The sequence below is a fragment of the Agromyces ramosus genome (assembly GCF_030817175.1).
Classification (GTDB): domain Bacteria; phylum Actinomycetota; class Actinomycetes; order Actinomycetales; family Microbacteriaceae; genus Agromyces; species Agromyces ramosus_A.
Window position 1 is genome coordinate 36,375 of sequence record NZ_JAUSYY010000001.1, and the last position, 25,513, is coordinate 61,887.

Annotated in this window: 23 protein-coding genes; 1 reads left to right on the forward strand and 22 read right to left on the reverse strand. The window is 70.1% G+C overall.

Going from position 1 to position 25,513, the window contains the following annotated elements; genetic code table 11:
* Positions 1 to 13 precede the first annotated feature (13 nt).
* The 12 genes from gmk to QFZ26_RS00210 all read right to left on the reverse strand — a co-directional run bounded on the left by gmk (position 14) and on the right by QFZ26_RS00210 (position 12,092).
* Positions 14 to 916 (reverse strand): guanylate kinase, encoded by a 903-nt coding sequence (gene gmk, locus QFZ26_RS00155; RefSeq protein ID WP_373460741.1) that lies wholly within the window; start codon positions 914 to 916, stop codon positions 14 to 16.
* 4 nt (positions 917 to 920) lie between these two features.
* Positions 921 to 1,799 (reverse strand): orotidine-5'-phosphate decarboxylase, encoded by an 879-nt coding sequence (gene pyrF, locus QFZ26_RS00160; protein ID WP_307038473.1) that lies wholly within the window; start codon positions 1,797 to 1,799, stop codon positions 921 to 923.
* Positions 1,796 to 5,083: a carbamoyl-phosphate synthase large subunit gene (gene carB, locus QFZ26_RS00165; protein ID WP_307038474.1), complete on the reverse strand. Its 3,288-nt coding sequence runs from the start codon at positions 5,081 to 5,083 to the stop codon at positions 1,796 to 1,798. The genes pyrF and carB overlap by 4 nt, the downstream gene beginning before the upstream one ends.
* Positions 5,083 to 6,255: a glutamine-hydrolyzing carbamoyl-phosphate synthase small subunit gene (carA, locus tag QFZ26_RS00170; protein WP_307038475.1), complete on the reverse strand. Its 1,173-nt coding sequence runs from the start codon at positions 6,253 to 6,255 to the stop codon at positions 5,083 to 5,085. Before carA ends, carB begins: the two co-directional genes overlap by 1 nt.
* 31 nt (positions 6,256 to 6,286) lie before the next feature.
* Positions 6,287 to 6,838, reverse strand: a complete 552-nt coding sequence (locus tag QFZ26_RS00175; RefSeq protein WP_307038476.1) for a PH-like domain-containing protein — start codon at positions 6,836 to 6,838, stop codon at positions 6,287 to 6,289.
* Positions 6,831 to 8,171: a dihydroorotase gene (locus QFZ26_RS00180; RefSeq protein ID WP_307038477.1), complete on the reverse strand. Its 1,341-nt coding sequence runs from the start codon at positions 8,169 to 8,171 to the stop codon at positions 6,831 to 6,833. The genes QFZ26_RS00175 and QFZ26_RS00180 overlap by 8 nt, the downstream gene beginning before the upstream one ends.
* Entirely contained in the window at positions 8,168 to 9,121 is a 954-nt protein-coding gene (locus tag QFZ26_RS00185; protein ID WP_307038478.1) for an aspartate carbamoyltransferase catalytic subunit, read from the reverse strand. Before QFZ26_RS00185 ends, QFZ26_RS00180 begins: the two co-directional genes overlap by 4 nt.
* A complete protein-coding gene (gene pyrR / locus QFZ26_RS00190; RefSeq protein ID WP_307038479.1) occupies positions 9,121 to 9,663 on the reverse strand; it encodes a bifunctional pyr operon transcriptional regulator/uracil phosphoribosyltransferase PyrR in 543 nt (180 codons plus the stop codon). The genes QFZ26_RS00185 and pyrR overlap by 1 nt, the downstream gene beginning before the upstream one ends.
* A gap of 139 nt (positions 9,664 to 9,802) precedes the next feature.
* Positions 9,803 to 10,336 carry a DoxX family protein gene (locus QFZ26_RS00195; protein ID WP_307038480.1) on the reverse strand — a complete coding sequence of 178 codons (534 nt, stop codon included), beginning with the start codon at positions 10,334 to 10,336 and terminating at the stop codon, positions 9,803 to 9,805.
* Positions 10,337 to 10,567: 231 nt separating this feature from the next.
* The gene (gene nusB / locus QFZ26_RS00200) at positions 10,568 to 10,981 is read right to left on the reverse strand and encodes a transcription antitermination factor NusB (protein ID WP_307038481.1); all 414 of its coding nucleotides are present in this window, start codon (positions 10,979 to 10,981) and stop codon (positions 10,568 to 10,570) included.
* Positions 10,981 to 11,544 (reverse strand): elongation factor P, encoded by a 564-nt coding sequence (efp, locus tag QFZ26_RS00205; RefSeq protein WP_307038482.1) that lies wholly within the window; start codon positions 11,542 to 11,544, stop codon positions 10,981 to 10,983. Before efp ends, nusB begins: the two co-directional genes overlap by 1 nt.
* A 107-nt stretch (positions 11,545 to 11,651) precedes the next feature.
* Positions 11,652 to 12,092 (reverse strand): type II 3-dehydroquinate dehydratase, encoded by a 441-nt coding sequence (locus QFZ26_RS00210; protein WP_307038483.1) that lies wholly within the window; start codon positions 12,090 to 12,092, stop codon positions 11,652 to 11,654.
* A 144-nt stretch (positions 12,093 to 12,236) separates the two neighbouring features.
* Here QFZ26_RS00210 and QFZ26_RS00215 point away from each other — a divergent pair, with 144 nt between their 5' ends.
* Positions 12,237 to 14,489, forward strand: a complete 2,253-nt coding sequence (locus QFZ26_RS00215) for an esterase-like activity of phytase family protein (RefSeq protein WP_307038484.1) — start codon at positions 12,237 to 12,239, stop codon at positions 14,487 to 14,489.
* A 62-nt stretch (positions 14,490 to 14,551) separates the two neighbouring features.
* Here QFZ26_RS00215 and aroB read toward each other — a convergent pair whose 3' ends face one another.
* The 10 genes from aroB to QFZ26_RS00265 all read right to left on the reverse strand — a co-directional run bounded on the left by aroB (position 14,552) and on the right by QFZ26_RS00265 (position 25,395).
* On the reverse strand, positions 14,552 to 15,637 hold the full coding sequence (gene aroB, locus QFZ26_RS00220) for a 3-dehydroquinate synthase (RefSeq protein WP_307038485.1): 1,086 nt from the start codon (positions 15,635 to 15,637) through the stop codon (positions 14,552 to 14,554).
* A complete protein-coding gene (locus tag QFZ26_RS00225; protein WP_307038486.1) occupies positions 15,634 to 16,170 on the reverse strand; it encodes a shikimate kinase in 537 nt (178 codons plus the stop codon). Before QFZ26_RS00225 ends, aroB begins: the two co-directional genes overlap by 4 nt.
* Entirely contained in the window at positions 16,148 to 17,368 is a 1,221-nt protein-coding gene (gene aroC, locus QFZ26_RS00230; RefSeq protein WP_307038487.1) for a chorismate synthase, read from the reverse strand. The genes QFZ26_RS00225 and aroC overlap by 23 nt, the downstream gene beginning before the upstream one ends.
* 21 nt (positions 17,369 to 17,389) lie before the next feature.
* Positions 17,390 to 18,211: a shikimate dehydrogenase gene (locus tag QFZ26_RS00235; protein WP_307038488.1), complete on the reverse strand. Its 822-nt coding sequence runs from the start codon at positions 18,209 to 18,211 to the stop codon at positions 17,390 to 17,392.
* A gap of 4 nt (positions 18,212 to 18,215) precedes the next feature.
* On the reverse strand, positions 18,216 to 19,589 hold the full coding sequence (gene mltG, locus QFZ26_RS00240) for an endolytic transglycosylase MltG (protein WP_307038489.1): 1,374 nt from the start codon (positions 19,587 to 19,589) through the stop codon (positions 18,216 to 18,218).
* Positions 19,586 to 20,062 carry a Holliday junction resolvase RuvX gene (gene ruvX / locus QFZ26_RS00245; protein ID WP_307038490.1) on the reverse strand — a complete coding sequence of 159 codons (477 nt, stop codon included), beginning with the start codon at positions 20,060 to 20,062 and terminating at the stop codon, positions 19,586 to 19,588. Before ruvX ends, mltG begins: the two co-directional genes overlap by 4 nt.
* Positions 20,063 to 20,067: 5 nt before the next feature.
* On the reverse strand, positions 20,068 to 22,725 hold the full coding sequence (alaS, locus tag QFZ26_RS00250) for an alanine--tRNA ligase (RefSeq protein ID WP_307038491.1): 2,658 nt from the start codon (positions 22,723 to 22,725) through the stop codon (positions 20,068 to 20,070).
* 57 nt (positions 22,726 to 22,782) lie between these two features.
* Positions 22,783 to 22,986 carry a hypothetical protein gene (locus QFZ26_RS00255; protein WP_307038492.1) on the reverse strand — a complete coding sequence of 68 codons (204 nt, stop codon included), beginning with the start codon at positions 22,984 to 22,986 and terminating at the stop codon, positions 22,783 to 22,785.
* Between the two features lie 141 nt (positions 22,987 to 23,127).
* On the reverse strand, positions 23,128 to 23,751 hold the full coding sequence (rpsD, locus tag QFZ26_RS00260) for a 30S ribosomal protein S4 (RefSeq protein WP_307038493.1): 624 nt from the start codon (positions 23,749 to 23,751) through the stop codon (positions 23,128 to 23,130).
* Between the two features lie 216 nt (positions 23,752 to 23,967).
* Positions 23,968 to 25,395, reverse strand: a complete 1,428-nt coding sequence (locus QFZ26_RS00265; RefSeq protein ID WP_307038494.1) for a replication-associated recombination protein A — start codon at positions 25,393 to 25,395, stop codon at positions 23,968 to 23,970.
* Positions 25,396 to 25,513: the final 118 nt, after the last annotated feature.

Here is a 25,513-nt window from a genome sequence, read left to right on the forward strand (position 1 = left end):
TGGCGAGGGCAGCTCAACGCCGACCCTTGCGAGGTCTCATCAAGTCTACGACCTTCTGCGCCGCCTCGCCGACCTCGTGGTTCACGACCTGGTGATCGAACTCGTCGACGGCGGCGAGCTCGACCTTCGCGGTCTCGAGACGCCGTTGCTGTTCTGCCGGACTCTCGGTGCCGCGACCCACGAGCCGGCGCACCAGTTCGTCCCAGGTCGGGGGCAACAGGAAGACGAGCGTGGCGTCGGGCATCGCCCGGCGTACCGACCGCGCACCCTGGATGTCGATCTCGAGCAGCACGCTGTCGCCGGCGGCGATCGCCTCCTCGACGGGCCGCCGGGGCGTCCCGTACCGGTGCGCATTGTGCACGGTCGCCCACTCGAGCAATTCGCCCGCCTCGACCATGCGGTCGAACTCGGCGTCGCCCACGAAGTAGTAGCTCTCGCCCTCGACCTCGCCCGGACGGGGCGCGCGCGTCGTCGCCGAGACCGAGAGTCGCACATCGGGATGGTGGCGGCGGATGTACGACGCGACCGTGCCCTTGCCGACCGCCGTCGGGCCGGCGAGCACCACGAGCCGGTCGCCGGTGCCGCCGTGGGAGGCGACCCAGTCGGCCACGAACTCGCGCAACCGCCGTCGTTGCAGGCGTCCGAGGCCGCCGAGGCGCTTGGACGTGGAGATCTCGAGGTCCTGCATGATGCGGGCCGACTTCGTCTGCCCGATCGCCGGGATGGACGTGAGGAACTCCGTGACCCGCAGGCGGCCCTCGACGCCCTCTGGCGCTTCGAACGCCTCACGCAGCACATCGAGCGGGCTGCGCGTGCCGTTCGCGATCTCGGCCTTCACGGCCGCCCGGGCGCGTCGGGCGGCGACCGCGGCTCGGGATGCCGCGACCCGGTCGACCTCGGGGGGTGACGTCTTCACCGCGTCAGACACCGACTGCTCCGACCTGGTCGGCGCGGCGGGCGATCGCGTCGGCGATGCCGTCGGGACCGGCGGCGAGGATCGACCGGGACTCGCTCACGATGACACCCGCGGCCAGCGATCCGTAGATCAGCCGCAGATCGGACAGCTCGCCGCCCTGGTGACCGAAGCCCGGTGCGAGCACCGGGAGCCCGGGACGCGGCGGTTCGGAGTTCGTGTCGATGCCCGCGAGGGCGAGGTCGGTGGTGGCGCCGAGCACGACGCCGGCCGAGCCGAGCGCGCGCGTCGAGGCATCCGCTCGCCCCTGGTTCCAGGCGACCACGCCGGAGGTGATCGCGCCGGCGACGGTGGAGCCCGCCCGGCTCGACTGCTGCAGGACGGCCCGCTGGATCGCGCTCGCCTCGGGATTCGAGGTGGCGGCGAGCACGAAGACGCCCTTGCCCGCCTCCTCGGCCGCGACCATGACCTGCTCGATCGATCCGAGGCCCTGGTAGGCGCTGATCGTCATCGCGTCGGCCTCGAGGCTCGAGCCCGGGCGAAGCCAGGCGTCGCCGTAGGCTTCGACGCTCGAGCCGATGTCGCCGCGCTTCACGTCGGCGATGACGAGGAGGCCTGCGTCGCGGGCCTCGCCCATGATGCGCTCGAGCGCCGCATAGCCGGCTGCGCCGTGCCGTTCGAAGAACGCTACTTGCGGCTTGACGATGCCGACCCGGTCGGCCGCAGCCTCGACGGCGCGGAGGCCGAACTCGCGCACGCCCTCGGCGGAGTCGGGCTGGCCCCACTCCGCAAGGAGCGACGCATGCGGGTCGATGCCGACGCAGAGCCGACCGTAGGCGGCGAAGACGGCCTCGAGTCGGTCGCCGAAGGGAACGGGCTCGCTCATGCGGTCGCCTCCCGACGCAGCGCGTACTCCTGCAGGCTCGTGACCTCGAAGCCGCCGCGCACCGCGTCGAGCGACGCGACGGCTGCCGACAGCTCGGCGATCGTCGTGAAGAGCGGGATATCGGCGGCCACCGCCGCGGCACGGATCTCGTAGCCGTCGGCACGAGCCGATCGACCGCTCGGCGTGTTGATCACGACGTCGACGTCGCCGCGGTTGATGAGCTCGACGACGGATGCCGCGTCGGCGGAGGTCTTCTCGCTGAACTTCAGCACCTCCTTCGCCCGGATGCCGTTGCGGCGCAGCACCTCGGCCGTGCCCTCGGTCGCGGCGATGTCGTAGCCGAGCTGCTGCATGCGCAGCACGGGCAGGATGATCGCGCGCTTGTCGCGATCGGAGACCGAGACGAACACGGTGCCCGAGAGCGGCATCCCGCCGTATGCGGCGAGCTGGCTCTTCGCGAACGCCGTCGGGAAGTCCTTGTCGATGCCCATGACCTCGCCCGTCGAGCGCATCTCGGGGCCGAGCACGGAATCGACGATGAGGCCCTCGCGGGTGCGGAACCGGTGGAACGGCAGCACCGCCTCCTTCACGGCGACGGGAGCGTCGAACGGCACTCGCGAGCCGTCGGACGCGGGGAGCATGCCCTCGGCGATGAGCTCGGCGACGGTGGCGCCGACCATGATGCGAGAGGCCGCCTTGGCGAGCGGGATGCCGAGCGCCTTCGACACGAACGGCACGGTACGGCTGGCACGGGGGTTCGCCTCGAGCACGTAGAGCACGCCGGCGCCGATCGCGAACTGCACGTTGAGCAGCCCCCGCACGCCGATGCCCTCGGCGATGGCACGCGTCGCCTCGCGGACCCGGTCGACCTCGGCACGACCGAGGGTGACGGGCGGCAGGGTGCAGCTCGAGTCGCCGGAGTGGATGCCGGCCTCCTCGATGTGCTCCATGACGCCGCCGATGTAGAGATCGGTCCCGTCGTAGAGCGCGTCGACGTCGATCTCGATCGCGTCGTCGAGGAACCGGTCGACGAGCAGCGGATGACTCGGCCCGACGATGCCCTGCCCCTCGATGCGCACGAAGTAGTCGGCGAGCGAGGCGGAGTCGTAGACGATCTCCATGCCGCGGCCACCGAGCACGTAGCTGGGTCGCACGAGCACCGGATAGCCGATGCCCTCGGCCACGTGCACGGCGCCGGCGACGTCGATCGCGGTGCCGTTCTTCGGGGCGAGGAGTCCGGCCTGGTCGAGGATGCCGGAGAAGAGCCCGCGCTCCTCTGCGAGGTCGATCGCGTCGGGGCTCGTGCCGAGGATCGGGATGCCCGCGGCCTCGAGCCCCTTGGCGAGCCCGAGCGCGGTCTGCCCGCCGAGCTGCACGACGACGCCGACGAGCTCGCCCGTCTGCGACTCGGCGTGGATGACCTCGAGCACGTCTTCGAGCGTCAGCGGCTCGAAGTAGAGCCGGTCGCTCGTGTCGTAGTCGGTCGAGACCGTCTCGGGGTTGCAGTTGATCATGATCGTCTCGAACCCGGCCGCCGAGAGGGCGAACGAGGCGTGCACGCATGAGTAGTCGAACTCGACGCCCTGGCCGATGCGGTTCGGACCCGAGCCGAGGATGACGACCTTGCGCCGATCGGACGGCTCGACCTCGGTCTCGAGGTCGTAGCTCGAGTAGTGGTACGGCGTGAGCGCCGGGAACTCGCCGGCGCACGTGTCGACGGTCTTGTAGACGGGCCGGATGCCGAGGATATGGCGCACCTCGCGGGCATCCGATTCGCCGAAGCCGCGGAGCTGGCCGATCTGCGCGTCGGAGAACCCGTGGTCCTTCGCGAGGAGGAGGAGCTCGGTGTCGAGGTTCTCGGCCGAGGCGATCGTGTCGGCCACCTCGTTGATGAGCACGATCTGGTCGAGGAACCACGGGTCGATCTTCGTCGCCTCGAAGACCTGCTCGACGCTCGCGCCCTTGCGGAGCGCCTGCTGCACGAGCACGATGCGGCCGTCGGTCGGCGTGCGGGACTCCTCGACGAGCTCGTCGGCGCTGCGCGTCTCGTCGCCCCAGTGGAACGACGAGCCGCGCTTCTCGAGCGAGCGGAGCGCCTTCTGCAGTGCCGTCGCGAAGTTCCGGCCGATCGCCATCGCCTCGCCGACCGACTTCATGGTCGTCGTCAGCGTGGGGTCGGCGGCGGGGAACTTCTCGAACGCGAACCTGGGCACCTTCACCACGACGTAGTCGAGGGTCGGCTCGAAGCTCGCCGGCGTCACGCGCGTGATGTCGTTCGGGATCTCGTCGAGTCGGTAGCCGATCGCGAGCTTCGCGGCGATCTTCGCGATCGGGAAGCCGGTCGCCTTCGAGGCCAGGGCGCTCGACCGGGACACGCGCGGGTTCATCTCGATGACGATGACACGGCCGTCGGCCGGGTCGATCGCGAACTGGATGTTGCAGCCGCCGGTGTCGACGCCGACGGCGCGGATGATGTCGATGCCGATGTCGCGGAGCTTCTGGTACTCGCGGTCGGTCAGTGTGAGCGCCGGCGCGACCGTGATCGAGTCGCCGGTGTGGACGCCGACCGGATCGACGTTCTCGATGGAGCAGACGACGACCGTGTTGTCGGCCGTGTCGCGCATGAGCTCGAGTTCGTACTCCTTCCAGCCGAGGATCGACTCCTCGAGGAGCACCTCGGTCGTGGGCGAGTTCTGGAGCCCCTGCGTGACGATGCGCACGAGGTCTTGCTCGGTGTACGCGAAGCCGGAGCCGAGCCCACCCATGGTGAAGGAGGGCCGCACGACGAGCGGGTAGCCGAGGTCGAGGGCGAACTCCTTCGCCTCTTCGAGGGTCTTCGCGACGTGCGAACGAGCGACTCCTGCGCCCGCCTCGATCACGAGGTCCTTGAAGAGCTGACGGTCTTCGCCCTTGCGGATGGCCTCGACCTTCGCGCCGATGAGCTCGACGCCGTGCTTCTCGAGGATCCCCGCGTCGTGCAGCGCGATGGCCGCGTTCAGCGCGGTCTGGCCGCCGAGCGTCGGCAGCACCGCGTCGGGCTTCTCCTTGATGATGATCGACTCGATGATCTCGGGCGTGATCGGCTCGATGTACGTCGCGTCGGCGAAGTCGGGGTCGGTCATGATCGTGGCCGGGTTCGGGTTCACGAGGATGACGCGAACGCCCTCGGCGCGGAGCACCCGGCACGCCTGGGTGCCGGAGTAGTCGAACTCGGCGGCCTGTCCGATGACGATCGGCCCGGAGCCGATGACGAGGACGCTGTTGATGTCGTCGCGCTTGGGCATCAGGCGTTGGTCTCCTTGTTCGCGACGACCATCTCGCGGAATCGGTCGAAGAGGTAGTTGGCGTCGTGCGGGCCAGCGGCCGACTCGGGGTGGTACTGCACGGAGAACGCCGGGATGTCGAGGCAGTTGAGGCCCTCGACGACGTTGTCGTTGAGGTCGTAGTGGCTCACCTCGACCCGCCCGAAGCCCTCGGACGATTCGCTCACGCGGTCGATCGGCGCGTCGACGGCGAAGCCATGGTTGTGCGAGGTGATCTCGACGCGGCCGGTGGCCTTGTCGAGCACGGGCTGGTTGATGCCGCGGTGTCCGAACGTCAGCTTGTAGGTGCCGAAGCCCAGGGCTCGCGCGAGCAGCTGGTTGCCGAAGCAGATGCCGAAGTAGGGCAGGCCCTCGCGCAGGGTGGTGCGGAGCAGGTCGACATGGCGGTCGGATGCCCCGGGATCGCCCGGTCCGTTCGAGAAGAAGAGCGCGTCGGGCGACATCGCGAGCACCTCCTCGGCCGTGATCGACTGCGGCACGACGTGCACGTCGAATCCGCGCTCGGCGAGGTACTTCAGGGTCGACGTCTTCACACCGAGGTCGAGGACGACGACGGAGCCGACCCGCTCACCCTCGGCGGGCAGCGTGTACGCCTCGGTCGTCGAGACGGTGCCCGAGAGGTTCAGTCCCGCCATCTCGGCGCCCCCGCGCACCAAGTCGAGCTGCTCGCCCGCCGACAGCAGGGCGTCGTCACCCGAGAAGATGCCGGAGCGCATCGCACCGGCCGAACGCAGGTGCCGCGTGACGGCGCGTGTGTCGATGCCGCTGATGCCCACGATGCCGGCCTCGGCGAGATCGTCATCGAGGCTCCGCTGCGAGCGGAAGTTCGAGACGACGCGCGAGGGGTCGCGCACGATGAATCCGGCGACCCAGATGCGGGCGGACTCCATGTCCTCGTCGTTCATGCCGGTGTTGCCGATGTGCGGCGCGGTCATCATGACGATCTGGCCCGCGTAGGACGGGTCGGTGAGCGTCTCTTGATAACCCGTCATGCCCGTAGCGAACACGGCCTCGCCGAGCGTGCGCCCGCGGGCGCCGTAAGCGCGGCCGTCGTAGCGGCGTCCGTCTTCGAGGACGAGCACGGCGGGTTCGCTCGTGCGGCGGTCGGCGGATGCCCCCGCGGTCTCAGTCATCCCGATGGACTCAGTCATCTGTGTTGGGGTCTCAGTCATCCGAGGCCTCGCTCTCCTGCTTCGGCCGCTGCGCGGCGGGCGCGGCGGCGATGTCGTTGACAGCCCGGATGATCCGGACTGGATCGCCCGGGTGCCGGGCGCGGACGTAACTGTCGACGCGGAGCTCGGCCCCGGCCGGCTCGCGTTCGAGCGGGATCCAGGTGAGGGCGATGAGGCCCTCTGGCTCGACGCCACGGTCGATGGCATAGCTCGCGAAGCCGGCGCCGAGGAGACGATCTGCCGGGATGAAGGTCGTCGACTCCCCCGCGATGCGCAGGATGACGCCCTCGGCCAGCACCTCGATGCGTGCCGAGCCCCGGAACGCGAGGCCGGGGAGGGCGAGGCGCTCGAGCGGTTCCGCCGCCGGAGTCGTCGCCACGTAGAGCACTTCGGTCTCGAGTACCGGAGCGCCCAGCGTGGCGGGGACCGGATACGACGAGAGCGTCTCGTCGCGCGCGCTGCGGCGCCTCCACGAGCGCAGCATCAGCAGCGCCACGACGGCGAGGACGGCCGCGGCGGCGAGCACGCCGATCCACCTATCCATGCGACACCACCTCCTGGGCCGCGGCGCGGGCCACCTCGTCGGCGGGTCGGACCGCACCGTCGAGGAACGTCGGGTAGCCGCCGTGGAACGTCGCGATGACGCGACCCGGCAAGGTGCGCCCGAGGTAGGGCGAGTTGACGCTGCGGCCGGCGAGGCGGTCGAGGTCGAACGCGGATGCCGCGTTCGCGTCGTAGAGCGTGAGCTCCGCCGCAGATCCGGCAGCGATCGGCGCGCCGTGCCCGTGCAGTCGCCCGATGCGCGCCGGCGCCGCGGACAGCACGCGGGCGACATCCGCCCACTGCAGGAGGCCCGTCTCGACGACCGCCGCGTGCACGACCGCGAGTGCGGACTCGAGCCCGACCATGCCGTTCGCTGCGGCATCCCATTCGCTCTGCTTCGCCTCGGCGGGATGCGGGGCGTGGTCGGTCGCGACGATGTCGATCGTGCCGTCGGCGAGCGCGGCACGGAGCGCCTCGACGTCTTCGGCGCGGCGCAGCGGCGGGTTCACCTTGAATCGGGGGTCGTAGCTCGACACGAGGTCTTCGGTGAGGAGGAGATGATGCGGGGTGACCTCGGCGGTCACGTCGATGCCACGGGCCTTCGCCCAGCGGATGACCTCGACGGAGCCGGCGGTCGAGACGTGGCACACGTGCAGGCGACTGCCCACGTGCTCGGCGAGCAGCACGTCGCGCGCGATGATCGACTCCTCGGCGACGGCGGGCCAGCCCGTGAGGCCGAGCTCGCCCGAGAGGGCGCCCTCGTTCATCTGCGCACCCTCGGTGAGGCGCGGCTCCTGCGCGTGCTGGGCGATCACGCCGTCGAAGGCCTTGACGTATTCGAGGGCGCGGCGCATGAGGAGCGGGTCGGCGACGCAGAACCCGTCGTCGGAGAACACCCGCACGTTCGCGCGCGACCGGGCCATGGCGCCGAGCTCGGCGAGCTGCTGCCCCTTGAGCCCGACGGTGACCGCGCCGATCGGTTGCACGGTCGCATAGCCGGCGGCGCGTCCGAGGCTCGCCTCCTGTTCGACGACACCGGCGGTGTCCGCGACCGGTGAGGTGTTCGCCATCGCGAACACGGCGGTGAACCCACCGGCGGCAGCGGCCTGCGTGCCCGTGAGCACCGTCTCGCTCTGCTCGTAGCCCGGCTCGCGGAGGTGCGTGTGCAGGTCGACGAGGCCGGGGAGGGCGATGAGCCCATCGGCGTCGACCACCGTGGCGCCCGCGCCATCGGATACGCGGCCGGCCTCGACGATCCGGCCGTCGCGCAGCAGCAGGTCGGCGCGCTCGCCCGATGGCAGCGTGGCGCCGGTGATGAGGAAGGACTCGGTCATCGGGCTTCACCCCGCTCGCCGGACAGCAACAGGTAGAGGGCGGCCATTCTCACTGATACTCCGTTCGCGACCTGCTCACGCACCGTCGACTGCGGCGAGTCGGCGGCGCGCGCAGCGATCTCCAGCCCACGGTTCATCGGGCCGGGATGCATGACCATCGTAGTCGGGGGCAACCGGTCGAACCTGGCGTCGTCGAGCCCCCAGGTGCGGGCGTACTCCCGGCTGTTCGGGAAGTAGGCGCCGTGCATGCGCTCCGCCTGGATGCGGAGCATCATCACGACGTCGGGGGTGGAGGCGAGCGCCGTGTCGAGGTCGTACCCGACGGTCGCCGGCCACCCTGAGGTGTCGACGGGCACGAGCGTCGGCGGCGCGACGAGCTCGACCTCGGCGCCGAGCGTCGTGAGCAGCCAGACGTTCGAGCGGGCCACACGCGAGTGCAGGAGGTCGCCGACGATGACGACCTTCACGCCGTCGAGCCCACGCCCACGCGAGACCGCGCCGTGCAGCCGGCGGCGGATCGTGAACGCGTCGAGCAGGGCCTGCGTGGGGTGCTCGTGGGTGCCGTCGCCGGCGTTCACCACGCCGGCGTCGATCCAGCCGCTCGTCGCGAGCGTGTACGGCGCGCCCGAGGCATGATGGCGGATGACCACCCCGTCGGCGCCCATCGCCTGCAACGTCTGCGCGGTGTCCTTGAGGCTCTCGCCCTTGGAGACGCTCGAGCCCTTCGCGCTGAAGTTGATGACGTCGGCGGAGAGCCGCTTCGCAGCTGCCTCGAACGAGATGCGGGTGCGCGTGGAATCCTCGAAGAAGAGGTTCACGACGGTCTTGCCGCGGAGGGTCGGGAGCTTCTTCACCTCGCGGTCCTGCACCGCGGCCATGTCTTCCGCGATGTCGAGGAGGCCGACGGCCGTGTCTCGTGAAAGCTCGCGCGTGCTGAGCAGGTGGCGCATCAGTCGTCGCCCCCGTCGATCGTCACGGCGTCTTCGCCGTCGGTCTCGGTGAGGTGCACGTTGATGCGCTCGCGGGCCGAGCTCGGCAGGTTCTTGCCGACGAAATCCGCGCGGATGGGGAACTCGCGGTGGCCACGGTCGACCAGCACCGCCAGCCGCACCGCCCGGGCGCGACCGAGATCGGCGAGCGCGTCGAACGCTGCGCGGATGGTGCGGCCGGAGTAGAGCACGTCGTCGACCAGCACGACGGTCTTGCCGTCGATGCCGCCGGGCGGAACCTCCGTCGGCGACGGCGTGCGGGTGCGGGTGCGGGTGAGGTCGTCACGGTACATCGTGACGTCGAGCGCACCGGCGAGGGCGGGCGGGGCGTCGGGCTCGATGCGGGCGATCGTCTCGGCGATGCGACGCGCGAGGATCACCCCCCGCGTGGGGATGCCGAGGAGGACGAGATCCGAACTGCCGCGATTGGATTCGAGGATCTCGTGCGAGATGCGGGTCAGTGCCCGCGAGATGTCAGCCTGACCGAGCACAGCTCGTGCCATCTACCGACTCCCTTCTCCGCCTCACGGGACGGCCTTAAAGGTTGCCAACTCCATCGAGTCTAACGTGCCCGATGGGCGGGAACGGTCGAGGGGCGGGACGCAGATGCGTCCCGCCCCTCGAGCGGCATGGTGCGGCCGATCATCGAGACGTGCGTCCCGGGCCGCGCAGCACTCGCGATGCGACCACGAGTGCCGCGGCGATGAGCACGATGTTCTTCAGCACGTACTGCCCCAGCAGGGTCGGTCCACCGTCGGCGAAGAGTTCCGCGGGGAAGAACACGAGCGGCGAGAGGATGCCGACGAAGGCGATCGCGAGCATCACGAGACCGAGCCGTGCGAAGACGCCCGAGATGAGCGCGAGGCCGGCGACGGTCTCGATGGCGGCGGTGAGCACGAGGGCGAGTTGTCCGCCGACGACGCCGAAGGTGAGCGCGCCCCACGTCGCCTCGACGAGGGGCTCGACCGGGCTTACGCCCGGGAAGAACTTGAGCACGCCGAAGGCGACGAAGACGGCGCCGAGCGCCACGCGGAGCGCCGGGATGCTCCAACGCTCGAGCAGCGCCTTGAGCATCGCCTCAGCGGCGGCGAGGCGGGCGACGACGTCGATGCGGGTGATCGGCGTGGGACGAGGTCCGACGGGCTGGAGACCGGTCGGGGCGGGGATCGATGACATGGCTGAGATGCTCCTTCCAGAGCGGGTTCGAATCGGGTTCCGATGCCGCATTCGGCACCGTCATCCAGTGAACCTGCCCTGATCGGAGCTGGTATCCGGGCGCACTCGGGAATCCACCGAGGGACTCCACGCATCCGGTGCAGGGGCCAGCCCTGACACCATCCTCAGTGTGGAGCCCGCGTTCCCCCCAACGGTGGGACACGCCGTGGCCCGCCCCGGGGCTCGACCGGCTCAGGCCTTCGCGTGCGAGATCGCGGCGAGCAGTCCGTTCACGAACCCGGCCGAGTCGTCGGTCGAGAGCACGGTTGCGGCCTCGACGGCCTCGGAGATCGCCACCGGGTCGGGCACGGCGTCGTTGTAGACGATCTCCCACACGCCGATGCGGAGCAGGGCGCGGTCGACCGCGGGCATGCGCTCGATCGTCCAGCCGCGCGAGTGCGTCTCGATGAGCTCGTCGATCTCGTCGCGATGGTCGACGATGCCGTCGACGATCTCGCGTGCGTACAGCCACGAGGCCTGGCGCTCAGGCTCGCTCACGGCCCGCTCGGCCTCGACGACGAGCACCTGCTCGACCGGCACCTGGCGCATGTCGGCCGAGTAGAGCATGTCGAGCGCGCGCTTGCGCGCCTTGGTGCGCGCGCTCACTAGTCGTTCACGCGGCCGAGGTAGTCGCCCGTGCGGGTGTCGACCTTGACCTTGGTGCCGGTCTCGAGGAACAGCGGCACCTGGATCTCGTAGCCGGTCTCGACGGTCGCGGGCTTCGTGCCACCGGTCGAGCGGTCGCCCTGGAGTCCGGGCTCCGTGTAGGTGATCTCGAGCACGACCGACGCGGGCAGCTCGACGTAGAGCGGGTTGCCGTTGTTGAGCGCGACCGTGACCGACTGGTTCTCGAGCATGAAGTTCGCTGCGTCGCCGACCACGGTGCCGGGCACGGTGATCTGGTCGTAGTCGCTCGTGTCCATGAAGACGAATCCGTCGCCGTCGGCATAGAGGTAGGTGAAGTCGCGGCGGTCGACGTTCTCGACCTCGATCTTCGCGCCCGCGTTGTAGGTGCGGTCGACGACCTTGCCGGTCACGACGTTCTTCAGCTTCGTGCGGACGAACGCGCCACCCTTGCCGGGCTTGACGTGCTGGAACTCGATGACGCTCCAGAGCTGGCCGTCGATGGAGAGAACGACGCCGTTCTTGATGTCAGCGGTGCTTGCCATGCGAATGTGATCCGTTCAGTTGCGAAGAGGCTCGGCCGGAGTCGGCCCAGAAGTTCAGTCGGTCGAGTTTAGTCGTTGCGCTCTGGGGGCGCCAATGCGCCAGGACGTCACGCGTTCCTGACGACCCAGTCGACGGCGAGCCGGTAGGAATCGGCGCCGAAGCCGGCGATGACGCCCGTCGCGATGCCCGAGATCACGCTCGTGTGCCGGAACGTCTCACGGGTGTGCGGGTTCGAGAGGTGCACCTCGACGAGCGGGACGCCGGCCTGCTTCAGCTGGGCGGCGGCGTCGCGCAGCGCGTAGCTGTAGTGCGTGAACGCCGCCGGGTTCAGCACCACGGGCATGCGACGGTCGACGGCTTCGTGGATCCAGCCGATGAGCTCGGCCTCGTCGTCGGTCTGGCGCAGGTCGATGGAGACCTCGGCGGGCACGGATGCCCCCAACTGGGCCTCGATGTCGGCGAGGGTCTCGCTGCCGTACACCTCGGGCTCGCGGGAGCCGAGCCGGCCGAGGTTCGGGCCGTTGAGGACGAGGATGGTGGTGGTCACGCGGCAAGCCTATCCACCGGTGAACGGGAGGGGCCACGGTGGGTTGCGCCTCGTCCACGAGCGCACCCCCTGTTCACCGGCTGGTCCGCATCGGGTACGCCGGTGGACATGTGCGCGTGCCCTCCGGCCGATTGGGTGGCAGGCATGGCACATCGCAACCCACGCGCGCAGACGCGCTTCCTCGCACTGGCCGCCGCGGCCGCCGCCGCGGCCGTCATCCTGATCCCCTCCCCCGCGAGCGCAGCCGGCGACGGTGAGCACCAGGGCCCTTCGGCCAAGATCGTCGAACCGACGCTCGTCGCCCGTGCGACGTTGTCGGCCGACCACCTCGAGGCGGGACCGGCGTCGGGCGCGCTCGCCTCGGCGGCGAACGGCCGAACCGGTCCGTTCCCGGGCCAGGTCGTCCCCGGCTTCTCAGCGATGATCGACAACGGCGACGGCACCTTCTGGGCGCAGCCCGACAACGGCTTCGGCTCGAAGGCGAACTCGGCCGACTTCCTCCTGCGCAACTATCTCGTGCGCCCCGATTGGGAGACCGCCGACGGCGGCGACGGCGCGATCGAGATCGAACGCTTCATCTCCTACAACGACGCCGACCACGTGCTCGATTTCCCGATCGTGAACGAGGGCACGCCCGAGCGTCTCCTCACGGGAGCGGACTTCGACATCGAGTCGATCGTGCAGGCCAAGGACGGCACGTTCTGGGTGGGCGAGGAGTTCGGTCCGTTCCTCCTGCACTTCGACGCCGACGGGACCCTCCTCGAGCGACCCGTTCCGCTGCCGAGCGGCGCGAAGTCACCGCAGAACCCGTACCTCGCCCCCGGGGAGACGCCTCGGGTGCGCGCAAGCCGAGGATTCGAAGCCCTCGCGCCGTCGGCGAATGGGCGGTACCTCCATCCCATCCTCGAGGGCTCTTACGCCGACGATCCCGACCTCCGGCGGCGCGAGGTCCTCGAGTTCGACACCCGCAAGCACGCGTACACCGGTCGCTCGTGGAGCTACCAGACCGATCAGGACGCGAACGTCGTCGGCGACGCGTTCACCGTGCGCGGCGACGTGCTCCTGCTCGTCGAGCGCGACGACTTCGAGGGCGACCAGTCGGTCACGAAGCGCGTCTACGAAGTCGAGCTGTCCCGCGCCGACCACGAGGGCTATCTCGAGAAGACCCTCGTGCTCGATGCGCTGCGCATCGCGAACCCCGACCTCCTCGGCGCCGGCGATGGCTACGGGACGGGCGAGGTGTTCTCCCTGCCGGTGCAGTCCTTCGAGACGGTCGTGCGACTGCGTGACGGTCGGCTCCTCATCGGCAACGACAACAACTACCCCGGCAACGATGCGCGCATCGCGGGGACGCCGGATGACACCGAGTTCGACCTCATCGACCTCGACAAGGAGCGCGTCCCCTCGTCGGACGTCACCGTCGTGAGCCACCGGGGCGCCAGCGGGTATCGGCCGGAGCACACGCTCGCCGCCTACGAGACCGCGATCACGCAGTGCGCCGACTTCATCGAGCCCGACATCGTCGCCACGAAGGACGGCGTGCTCGTGGCACGTCACGAGAACGAGATCAGCGGCACGACGGATGTCGCGTCCCGCGCAGAATTCGCCGGTCGCAGGGCCACGAAGACGATCGACGGCGCCCCGGTGGCGGGCTGGTTCACCGAGGACTTCACCCTCGCGGAGCTCAAGACGCTCCGCGCGATCGAGCGGCTCCCCCAGGTGCGTCCGCAGAACACCGCGTTCAACGGGCTGTACCAGGTTCCGACCCTCGACGAGGTCATCGACCTCGCGCGGCACTCCGTGAGCTGCCAGGGCGAGCCCATCGGCGTCTACCCCGAGACGAAGCATCCGACGTACTTCGACGCGATCGGCCTCTCGCTCGAGGAGCCGCTGGTCGCCCAGCTCGCGGCGAACGGAGTCGATCACGCCGGCGCGCCCGTCATCGTGCAGAGCTTCGAGGTCTCGAACCTCAAGGAGCTCGACGGACTGACCGAGGTACAGCTCGCCCAGCTCATCAACGCGAGCGGCCGGCCGTACGACTTCACGGTTGCCGGCGACGCACGCACCTACGCCGACCTGGTCACGCCCGCCGGGCTCGCCGAGATCGCAGGCTACGCCGACGGGATCGGCGTCGAGAAGAGCGTGGCGATTCCCCGCAAGGCCGACGGGACGCTCGGCACTCCGACCACCGTGATCGCCGACGCGCACGACGCGGGTCTGGAGGTGCACGGCTGGACCTTCCGTCGCGAGAACGCGTTCCTGCCGGCTGAGTTCCGATCGAGCACCGACCCGGCTGGAATCGGCGACCTGGCGGGCGAGATCCGCGTCTTCGCGGCCGCGGGGCTCGACGGCTTGTTCAGCGACAACCCCGACGTGGCGGTCGCCGCGATCGACTGAGCGCCGCACGCGGAGCGAGGGTGGGCGGATGCCGGCGGCATCCGCCCACCGTTCGTTCCTCGTCAGGAACCGATCTCCTGGTATGCGGCGAAGAGCAGCGACGGGTCGGGGGCGAGCATCACCGTGGGCTTTGCGAGATCGTCGAGCACGATGAAGCGAAGCTGTCCTGCTCGCGCCTTCTTGTCGCGCTGCATGGTGGCGAGCAGGGTGTTCCACCGGCCCGCCGGGTAGGTCGTAGGCAGGCTCAGGAGATCGAGCACCCGCTTGTGGCGATCGGCGACCTCGTCGGAGAGCCGCCCCGAGAGTCGCCCGAGCTCGGCGGCGAACGCCATGCCCACCGCGACCGCGGCACCGTGACGCCACTGGTAGCGCTCGGCGTGCTCGACCGCGTGGCCGAGGGTGTGCCCATAGTTCAGGATCTCGCGGAGGCCCTGCTCGGTGAAGTCCTCGGAGACGACGTCGGCCTTCATCTGGATCGCGAGTTCGACGACGCGCCGGAACTCGGGGGTCGATGGGTCGGTCGCCACGTCGGGATCCGCCTCGATGATGTCGAGGATCTCGGGGTAGCGGATGAAGCCGGCCTTCACGATCTCGGCGAAGCCGGCGAGGATCTCGTTCTTCGGGAGGGTGTCGAGCAGGTCGAGGTCGCAGAGCACCGCGGCCGGTGCATGGAACACCCCGACGAGGTTCTTCCCCTCGTTCGTGTTGATGCCGGTCTTGCCGCCCACCGCCGCGTCGACCATGCCGAGCACGGTCGTCGGCACCTGCACGACGCGCACGCCGCGGAGCCACGTCGCGGCGACGAAACCGGCCAGGTCGGTGATCGCTCCCCCGCCGAAGCCGACGACGGCATCGGTGCGCGTGAAGTCGGCTTGGCCGAGCACCTGCCAGCAGAATGCCGCCACCTCGATGCGCTTGCCGGCCTCGGCGTCGGGCACCTCGGCGAGGAAGACCTCGAACCGGTCGGAGAGCGCCTCACGGAGTGCGGCGGCTCGCGCGCCCAGCGTCGCCGGATGCACCACGAGCACCTTGCTCGGTGCGCTGCCGAGCGCATCGGCGAGCTCGCCGAGCGTGCCGCGACCGACGACGACGTCATAGCCGGATTCGCCACCCACCCGGATGTTGGTGCGATCGTCGCGTGCCGTCATCGTGTGCCTCCGAGCTGCCCGGTGATGTCGTCGACGATCCGCGCGACCGGGCGGCGCGAGGTGTCGATGGCGAGGTCGGCGAGGGCCTCGTAGATCGGGCGCCTCGCCTCGAGGATCGCCTTCCAGGTCTCGAGACCGCCCTCGGCCAGCAGCGGCCGGTTGCCGCCTGAGAGTCGAGGGGCGACCGCCTTGGGCGAGACCTGGAGCCATACCACCGGCAGGTCGGCGAGGTCTTCGCGAGTCTCGGGGTGGAGCACTGCGCCACCGCCGAGGGAGATCACCGCCTCCTCGCGCAGCGCATCGGCCACCACCTCTCGCTCGACGATGCGGAAGTACTCCTCGCCCTCGCGCGTGAAGATCTCGTCGATCGGCCCGTACCGATCGGCGATGCGAGCATCGGTGTCGACGAACGGTGCACCGAGGGTCGCCGCGAGCCGCTGTCCGACCCGGGACTTGCCCGCCCCCATCGCGCCGATGAGCACGACGGGGAGGGGGACGCCGTCGCGACGGTCAGGCACGTTCGGCCGGGGCATCCGCCGACGCGACCTCGCTGCGGAGCGCGTCGGGGATCGCCGCGAGATAGGACTCGAGGTTGCGGCGCGTCTCGGCGATCGAGTCGCCCCCGAACTTCTCGAGCACGGCGTTCGCGAGGGTGAGGGCCACCATCGCCTCGGCGACGACACCCGCGGCGGGCACCGCGCACACGTCGGATCGCTGGTGGTGAGCCGCGGCCGCCTCGCCCGTGGCGACATCGACGGTGGGCAGGGCGTGCGGCACGGTCGCGATGGGCTTCATGCCGGCGCGCACGCGGAGCACGGTGCCGGTGGACATGCCACCCTCCGTGCCGCCCGCACGGTCGCTGGCGCGCACGATGTGCCCGTCGCCCTGGTGCAGTTCGTCATGTGCGGCGGACCCTCGGCGCGTGGTCGTGAGGAAGCCGTCGCCGACCTCGACGCCCTTGATCGCCTGGATGCCCATGAGGGCGGCCGCGAGCTGCGCGTCGAGGCGGCGGTCCCAGTGCACGTAGGAGCCGAGACCCGGTGGCACGCCATAGGCGAGCACCTCGACGACGCCGCCGAGCGTGTCGCCGTCTTTGTGAGCGGCGTCGACCTCGGCGACCATCAGCGCAGAGGTCTCGGCGTCGAAGCAGCGCAGCGGGTCGGCGTCGAGCCGATCGACATCACCGGGGAGCGGCAGGGGGCGACCCTCGGGAACGCGCACAGGGCCGATGGCGATCGTATGTGCCACGAGTTGGATGCCGAGCTCTCGGAGGAAGGCACGGGCGACGGCCCCGAGTGCGACGCGCGCCGCGGTCTCACGTGCGCTCGCGCGCTCGAGCACCGGGCGTGCCTCATCGAAGCCGTACTTCTGCATGCCGGCGAGATCGGCGTGGCCCGGACGGGGGCGGGTGAGCGGCGCCCCTCGACCGCGGCCGAGCTTCGCGGGGTCGATGGGCTCGGGGCTCATGACCTCCTGCCACTTCGGCCATTCGGTGTTGCCGATGCGCAGCGCCACGGGACTGCCGAGGCTGAGGCCGTGGCGCACGCCGCCCGAGATCGCCAATTCGTCTTGCTCGAACTTCATGCGCGCACCGCGGCCGTAGCCGAGCTTGCGACGCGCGAGATCGGCGCGGATGTCGTCGAGTGAGACGGGGGTACCGGCGGGAAGACCCTCGAGGATCGCCACGAGCTCAGGCCCGTGCGACTCTCCGGCAGTGAGCCAACGGAGCATGCCCACTATCCTTCCACAGGCTCAGGAGAGGGATTCGCGCATGACGGCGAGCACGGCGTCCTCGTCATCGAGCGGTGAGTGCTGGTCACCGTTCACGAAGACGCGGACCTGCAGCAGCGCCTGGTGCAGGAGCATCCCGAGGCCGTGCACGACGGTGCCGCCCGTCGCAAGCCATGGTGCCGCGAGCCGAGACGGCCACGGGTCGTACGCGGCGTCGAGGAGCACCGCGTGGCGCGCGAGGGCGTCGGATGCCGCGACGCCGAGGTCGGTGCCGCCTGGCACCGTGCTGACGACGAGATCGGCGCCGTCGGCTGTGGCGAGGTCGGCGATCGGCGCCTCGTCGACCGCGAGGCCCAGGCTCGTGCCGAGCGCTTGGAGCGGCGACGCGGCGCCCGGCCGCCGGACGAGCACGCGGACGTGTGCGGCCCCGAGCTGCGCCATCGCGATCAGCGCGGATGCCGCGGTGGCACCGCCCCCGATCAGGAGGCCCCGGTGCACCGAGTCGAGACCGTGCTCGCCGAGCGTGCGCACGATGCCGCCGACGTCGGTGTTGAAGCCGCGGAGCGTCGGCCCGTCGAAGAGCACGGTGTTGGCTGCGCCGGCTTGCACGGCGACCTGGTCGACGTCATCGAGCAGCGGCAGCACATCCTGCTTGAGCGGCATCGTGAGCGAGAGGCCGCGCCAGGACTCGTCGCGGGTGTCGAGGAAGGCCGGCAGGCGTGGTCGGTCGAGGTCGATCGCCGTGTACTGCCAGTCGAGACCGAGTTGCGCGTAGGCCGCGCGGTGCAATGTCGGGCTCTTCGAGTGCTCGATCGGCGAGCCGAGCACGGCGAGACGGTGCACGGCGTCAGTTCCCGTACTCGGGGTGCTCTTCGAGCCAGGCGAGGAAGCGCTCGACGGCGGCATCGTGTTCGTCGATGGTCGACGAGAACACCGTCTCGCCCGTGTCGAGGTCGACGGTGACGAAGTACAGCCACGGGCCATCGGCGGGATGGAGCGCCGCGTCGATCGCCAGGTCTCCGGGATTGCCGATCGGCCCGGGCGGCAGCCCGGGGTGCACGTAGGTGTTGTAGGGGTTCGCGGGGTCGGCCCGTTGGGCGTCGGTGGTCGTGACGACCGAGTCGTCGCCGACGCCGTAGTGCACGGTCGAGTCGAACTGGAGGAGGCCGCTGTCGAACAGCTCGGGGTTCAGGCGGTTCTCGATCACCCTCGACACCTTGTAGTAGTCGTCGCGGAGTCCCGCCTCCCGCTCGATGAGCGATGCCTTGACGACGGTGCGCCAGCGGTCCGCCGGGGCGACCCCCGCGGCATCGAGTGCTTCGAACGAACGGTCGACGAGCATCTTCACGACGCCGTCGGCCGTCATGCCCGGCTCGACCGTGTAGGTCGCCGGGAAGAGGAAGCCCTCGACACTCGTCGCCTCGGGCGGCAGGCCCAGGGCCGGGAGGTTCGCGGCGGCGGCCTGCAATTGCTCGATGGGGATGCCGGTGACGAATGCGACCTCGGCGAGGGCGTTCTTCGCCCACATTCCCTCTTGGATCACGAACGTGTTCTCGAGCTTGTTCGCCGGATCGAGCAGGGCATCGAGCGCCGCCTGCGCGCTCATCTCCTCGGCCATGAGGTAGGCGCCCGGGTGGAACTCGGGTTCGGGAGTCTCCTCCAGGAGGAGGTCGTAGAACGCGTCGTACGACGCGGTGACGCCCTCATCGACGAGGTTCTCGGCGATGCTCGAGCCGGTGTCGCCCTCGTGGATCATGAAGACGACCTCGCCGGTGCCCTCGCCCGAGTAGTCGGCGGCGGGAGTGAAGCGCTCGACGAGCGAGTTGATCGGACCCTGGAGGAAGAAGAAGGCGCCGGCCCCGAGCGCGACGACCACGATGAGGCCGATGAGGCAGCCCCACGCGCCGCGCCGCCTCGGCTTCTCGGGCTCGCCGTAGGGGTCGGTTGTCACGTCACGCGGATCGGTCCGCAACGGACGCACCTCGACCGGCTCGGCGACGTCCGCCTCCGCCTGCTCGGCGAGCGCCTGACGCCGTTGCTCGGCCTCGCGCGCCTCACGGCGGGTCATCGGCTGCGAGCTGTCAGAGGCCGGGGCAGCGCCGCGGGAGTCGGCTGCGGGAACGCCCGCACCGGTGGTCGGCCGCACGTCGCCGGCGAGCAGCGCGTGCCAGTCGATGGGTGCAGGGCCCTCGTCAGGTCGCTCTGGGGGGAGCTGGGTCACAGGGTTGGAAGCCCTTCTTCAGTGCCGAGCGCCCGCCCCGGGGCGATGCCCGAGGAGCGCTCCGCGTCGATCGCGTGTTGCAGAATGATAACGGCTGCGACTTGGTCGACGATGGGACGCTGCTTCCGCGACGACTTGCCCGATGCGCGGAGCGCCTGTTGGGCGCTCACCGTCGAGAGACGCTCGTCGACGAGGCGCACTCGTGCACCGGCATCCGCGAGCCGTTGGGCGAAGCCGATGGCGTCGTCGGTCGATGCCGTCGGGTTGCCCGAGAGTGAGAGCGGGTTGCCGACGACCAGCTCGACGACGCCGAATTCGTCGGCGAGCTCGAGGATGCGGCGCACGTCGGCGTCGCCCTCAGCCGCTCGCACGACAGTCTCGACGGGCACGGCGAGCACCGCGCCGGCGTCGCAACGGGCGACGCCGATGCGCGCCCGACCGACGTCGATGCCGAGCCTCGCACCCGTTCGCACGCGCGCTACCGGCTGAGCCCTGTGCGCACGGCCTCGAGTGCAGCAGGGATCGCCGACACATCGCTGCCACCGCCCTGCGCCAGGTCGGGCTTGCCGCCGCCGCCGCCGCCGAGCACGCTGGCCATGGCCTTCGCGAGCGAGCCGGCGTTGGCGCCGGCGTCGCGGGCAGCAGGCGAGGTGGCCACGATGGCGAGCGGCTTGCCGCCGACGACACCGGCGAGGGCGACGACGGATGCCGCATCGCCGATCTGCCCGCGCACCGAGAGTGCCAGCGAACGCAACTCGTCGCCGGAGCCGAGTTCACCGACGGACTCCGCCACCAGCAGCACGTCGCCCACCCGTGCCGCCTTCGCCGCGAGCGCCGGCACTCGGTCGCTCAGCGCCCGCGCCTCGAACGCCTGGATGCGCTTCTCCGCCGCCTTCAGGCTCGACACGAGTTCGCCCACCCGGTCGACGAGCTGCTCGGGTCGCGTCTTCAGGGTCGTCGTGAGCTCGGAGACGAGCGCACGCTCGGAGGCGAACCTGCGGAACGCGTCGAGGCCGACGAGCGACTCGACACGTCGGTTCGAGGCTCCGACGGATGACTCGCCGACGATGTTGATCATGCCGACCTCGGCGCTCGTGGACACGTGCGTGCCCGCGCAGAGCTCGCGCGACCAAGGACCGCCGATGTCGACGACGCGAACGACGTCGCCGTACTTCTCGCCGAAGAGGGCCATCGCGCCGAGCGACTTCGCCTCCTCGAGGGGCATCTCGCGAGTAACGACCTCGAGATTGTCGCGGATCGCCGCGTTGGAGATGTCCTCGATCTCGCTGCGGGTATCGGCCGAGAGCGCAGAGTTCCAGCCGTAGTCGAGCCGGAGGTAGCCCGCCTTGTTGAACGAGCCCGACTGGTGGGCATTGGGGCCGAGCACCTGTCGAAGGGCCGCGTGCACGAGATGCGTGCCCGAGTGGGCCTGCGTCGCGCCGCGACGGTACTGCTCGTCGACCAGGGTGGTCGCGGGAACGCCCACGCCGACCTCTCCGGTGGTGACCTTCACGGTGTGGCTGATGAGGCCCTTGATGGGCTTCTGCACGTCGAGCACCTCGAGCTCGAATCCGTCGCCGACGATGCGGCCCTGGTCGGGTGCCTGCCCGCCGGACTCCGCGTAGAGCGAGGTCTCGGCGAGGATGACCTCCGCGGTCTGGCCGGCCGTCGCGAACGGCACGGGGCGGCCGTCGACGAGCAGGCCGAGCACCGTCGACTGGGTCGTGAGATCGGTGTAGCCGGTGAAGATCGTCTCGCCCTTGGCCCGGAAGTCGGCGTACACGGAGAGGTCGGCGAGCACCTTCTTCTTCGACTTCGCGTCGGTCTTCGCGCGGGTGCGCTGCTGCGTCATGAGCGTGTCGAAGGCGGCACGGTCGACCGAGAGCCCGGCTTCGTCGGCCATCTCGAGGGTGAGCTCGATGGGGAATCCGTACGTGTCGTGCAGGAGGAACGCGGTGTCGCCCGCGAGCTCGGCCTGCCCCGAGCCCTTCGTCTTCGTGACGGCGAGGTCGAGGATCGAGGTGCCGGCCGTCAGCGTGCGGAGGAAGGTCTCCTCCTCGCCGAGCGCGAGCTGCTCGATGTGCGTGTAGTCGGCCGCGACCTCGGGATACGCGGACTTCATCGCGTCGCGCGACGCCGCGAACAGCTCGCGGAACGTCGGCCCCTCCACCCCGAGCAGCCGCATGGCACGGATGCTCCGGCGGAGCAGTCTCCGCAGGATGTAGCCGCGCCCTTCGTTCGACGGGCTCACCCCATCGCTCATCAGCATCAGCGCGGAGCGCACGTGGTCGGCGATGACCCGCATGCGCACGTCATCGTCGTGGTTCGCGCCGTAACGTCGCCCCGAGAGTTCGGCCGCGCGGTCGAGGACCGGCCGCACCTGGTCGATCTCGTACATGTTGTCGACGCCCTGCTTGATGAACGCGACGCGCTCGAGCCCCATGCCGGTGTCGATGTTCTTCTTCGGCAGGTCCTTCACGATGCGGAAGTCGGTCTTCGACACGACATCGTCGATGAGGTACTGCATGAACACGAGGTTCCAGATCTCGACATAGCGGTCATCGTCGGTCGCCGGACCGCCGTCGGCGCCGTACTCCGGTCCACGATCGAAGAAGATCTCCGAGCACGGGCCGGCGGGCCCGGGCTGGCCGGTGTGCCAGTAGTTGGTGTCCTTGCCGAGACGCTGGATCCGCTCTTCGGGGAGGCCCGCGATCGCCTTCCAGAGCTCGATCGCCTCGTCGTCGTCTTCGTACACCGTGACCCAGAGGTCGTTCGGGTCGAAACCGTAGCCGCCGTCGGCCTCGGACGTGGTGAGCAGCTCCCACGCCATGCGGATGGCGCCTTCCTTGAAGTAGTCGCCGAACGAGAAGTTGCCGCTCATCTGGAAGAACGTGCCGTGACGGGGCGTCTTGCCCACTTCTTCGATGTCGTTCGTGCGGATGCACTTCTGCACGCTCGTCGCACGCGGGTACGGCGGGGGAACGAGGCCGGTGAGGTACGGCACGAACGGCACCATGCCGGCGACCGTGAAGAGCAGCGTGGGGTCATCGGAGACGAGCGACGCCGACGGCACGACCGTGTGGCCGCGCTCGGCGAAGAAGTCCAGCCAGCGCTGGCGGATGTCGGCAGTCTGCATGGTTCCGTTCTGGTCCCGCCCGGTGCTTCCGGGCCGTCGAAGAGGTGGGTCGGCGTGTCAGCGAGCTGCAGGGGCGTCGCCGGCCTCCGCGCGGAGCTCGGCGTCACGGGCGTGGTAGCCCTCGGCGATCGCGTTGCCGAACGCCCGTGCCTTCGCGTCGACGCTGGAGAAGAAGTCCCTGCCCTGCGAGGTCTGGTTGACCTGATGCGCGACGACGAATCCGGCCGCGACGCCGACGGTGAACCACAGAATGCTCTTCACGAGGTGCTCCCTGATCGATTTCTCGCCGGCGCACTGCGCTCGGCACGCCTCGCAATAGTCTAGTGGCGCGCGCGGAGCGGCCGGCGAGACGAAACAGGGGCCGCGGGAAACATCCCGCGACCCCTGCTCGAGTGCTGTACGTCAGCGAGCGGCGTAGTACTCCACCACCAGCTGCACGTCGCAGGTCACGGGGACCTCGACGCGCTTCGGACGACGGAGGAGCTGCACCTGGAGCTTGTCGAGCTCGACCTCGAGGTAGCCGGGGAGCTTGGGCAGCACGTCGACGTGACCGCCGGCGGCCGCGACCTGGAAGGGCTCGGTGCCCTCGCTGCGTGCCTTGACGTGCACGAGCTGGCCCGGCTTCACGCGGAACGAGGGGCGGTCGACGAGCTGGCCGTCGACCAGGATGTGACGGTGCACGACGAACTGGCGGGCCTGTGAGATGGTGCGGGCGAAGCCGGCGCGAAGCACGATGGCGTCGAGACGCATCTCGAGCAGCTCGACCAGGTTCTCACCGGTCAGGCCCTCGGCGCGACGGGCCTCGTTGAAGGCGATGCGCAGCTGCTTCTCGCGGATGCCGTACTGGGCGCGCAGGCGCTGCTTCTCACGAAGACGCACCGCGTAGTCGCTGTCCTGCTTGCGCTTGGTGCGGCCGTGCTCGCCCGGGGCGTACGGACGCTTCTCCATGTAGCGGGCGGCCTTCGGGGTGAGGGCGACGCCGAGCGCACGGGAGAGGCGGGTCTTGCTGCGTGACTGGTTCGACACGAATGTCCTTTCGGAAGAATCTCAAGTGAATTCACGGCGCGATCATGCGCCGAAAAACTGTGTCAGAGGGATTCGCCAAGGGTGGATCGGCTACAGATCGCACCCATTCGCCGGTGACTCTCTCGCAGCCGCGCTCGAGAATCAGGCTTCAGGCCAACGGACAGGATATCACGCCGGCCGGGCCCCGCCCAATGCGCCGCGGTCGCCCGATTCGCATCAGCGCCCGCCACGCACGATGCGTCGCAGTTTCGCGAGCCGCGCGGAGACCTCGCGCTCGTTGCCGTGCTCGGTCGGCTCGTAGTAGAGCGCCCCGCGCAGGGATTCGGGCAGGTACTCCTGGGCGACGACGCCGATCTCCTCGTCGTGCGGGTAGCGGTAGCCCTTGCCGTGGCCGAGCCGCTTCGCTCCGGGGTAGTGCGCATCGCGCAGGTGCTTCGGCACGCGGCCGGCCTTACCCTCTCGCACGTCGGCGATCGCCCGGTCGATGCCGACGTACGCGGCATTCGATTTCGGTGCGGTCGCGAGGTGCACGACTGCCTGGGCGAGCGGAATGCGCCCCTCGGGCATGCCGATGTACTGCACCGCGTCGGCGGCGGCCACGGCCACGCCGAGTGCGGTGGGGTCGGCGAGGCCGATGTCCTCGGAGGCGAGCACGATGATGCGGCGCGCGATGAACCGCGGGTCTTCGCCCGCCTCGATCATGCGGGCGAGGTAGTGCAGTGACGCGTCGACGTCACTGCCACGCACCGACTTGATGAATGCGCTGATCACGTCGTAGTGCTCGTCGCCGTTGCGGTCGTAGCGGAGCAGGGCCCGGTCGACCGCGCGGGCCACGACCTCGGTGGTGATGACGGGCTTCACGGATGCCGCGGCATCCGCCTGCTCGTCGTCGTGGCCGTGCTCATCGTCGGGGGCCTCGTCGGCGTCAGTGTCGTCGGCGGCCGGAGGCACGGCGGCTGCCGCCGACTGGGTCGCGGCGACGGATGCCGCCTCGAGAGCGGTGAGCGCCCGGCGCGCGTCGCCCGAGGCGAGCCTGATGATCGTCGCGCGGGCCTCTGGGTCGAGGTCCACCGCGCCGGCGAGACCGCGCGGGTCGGCCACCGCGCGATCGACGAGCATGCCGAGGTCGTCGTCGGTGAGGAGTTCGAGCGTGAGCAGGAGCGAACGCGACAGGAGCGGGGAGATGACCGAGAACGACGGGTTCTCGGTGGTCGCGGCGACGAGGATCACCCAGCCGTTCTCCACGCCCGGGAGCAGGGCGTCTTGCTGCGCCTTCGTGAACCGGTGGATCTCGTCGAGGAAGAGGACCGTCGAGAGGCCGTAGAGGTCGCGACTCGCGCGCGCCTCCTCCATGACCTGGCGAACGTCGCGCACACCCGCGCTGACCGCGGAGAGCTCGACGAACTTGCGGCCCGACGACCGCGCGATCGCCTGCGCGAGGGTCGTCTTGCCGGTGCCGGGCGGGCCCCAGAGGATCACCGAGACCGAACCCGACTCGCCCGTTCGGTCGCCGGCAAGCGCAACCAGGGGCGAGCCCGGCGTCAGGAGATGGCGCTGGCCGGCCACCTCGTCGAGGCTCGTCGGGCGCATGCGCACCGCGAGGGGCGTAGCCCCCGAACGGAGGCCCAGGCCAGAATCCACCATGCTGCAAGCGTAGCCGCGGCATCCGACACCGCCGCCTGCCGGTGCAACGCGGACCGGCAGCCTGGAACCGGCCGCGAGCACCCCGTTTCAGCCCCGCGATTGGTGCGGGCACCGGGGC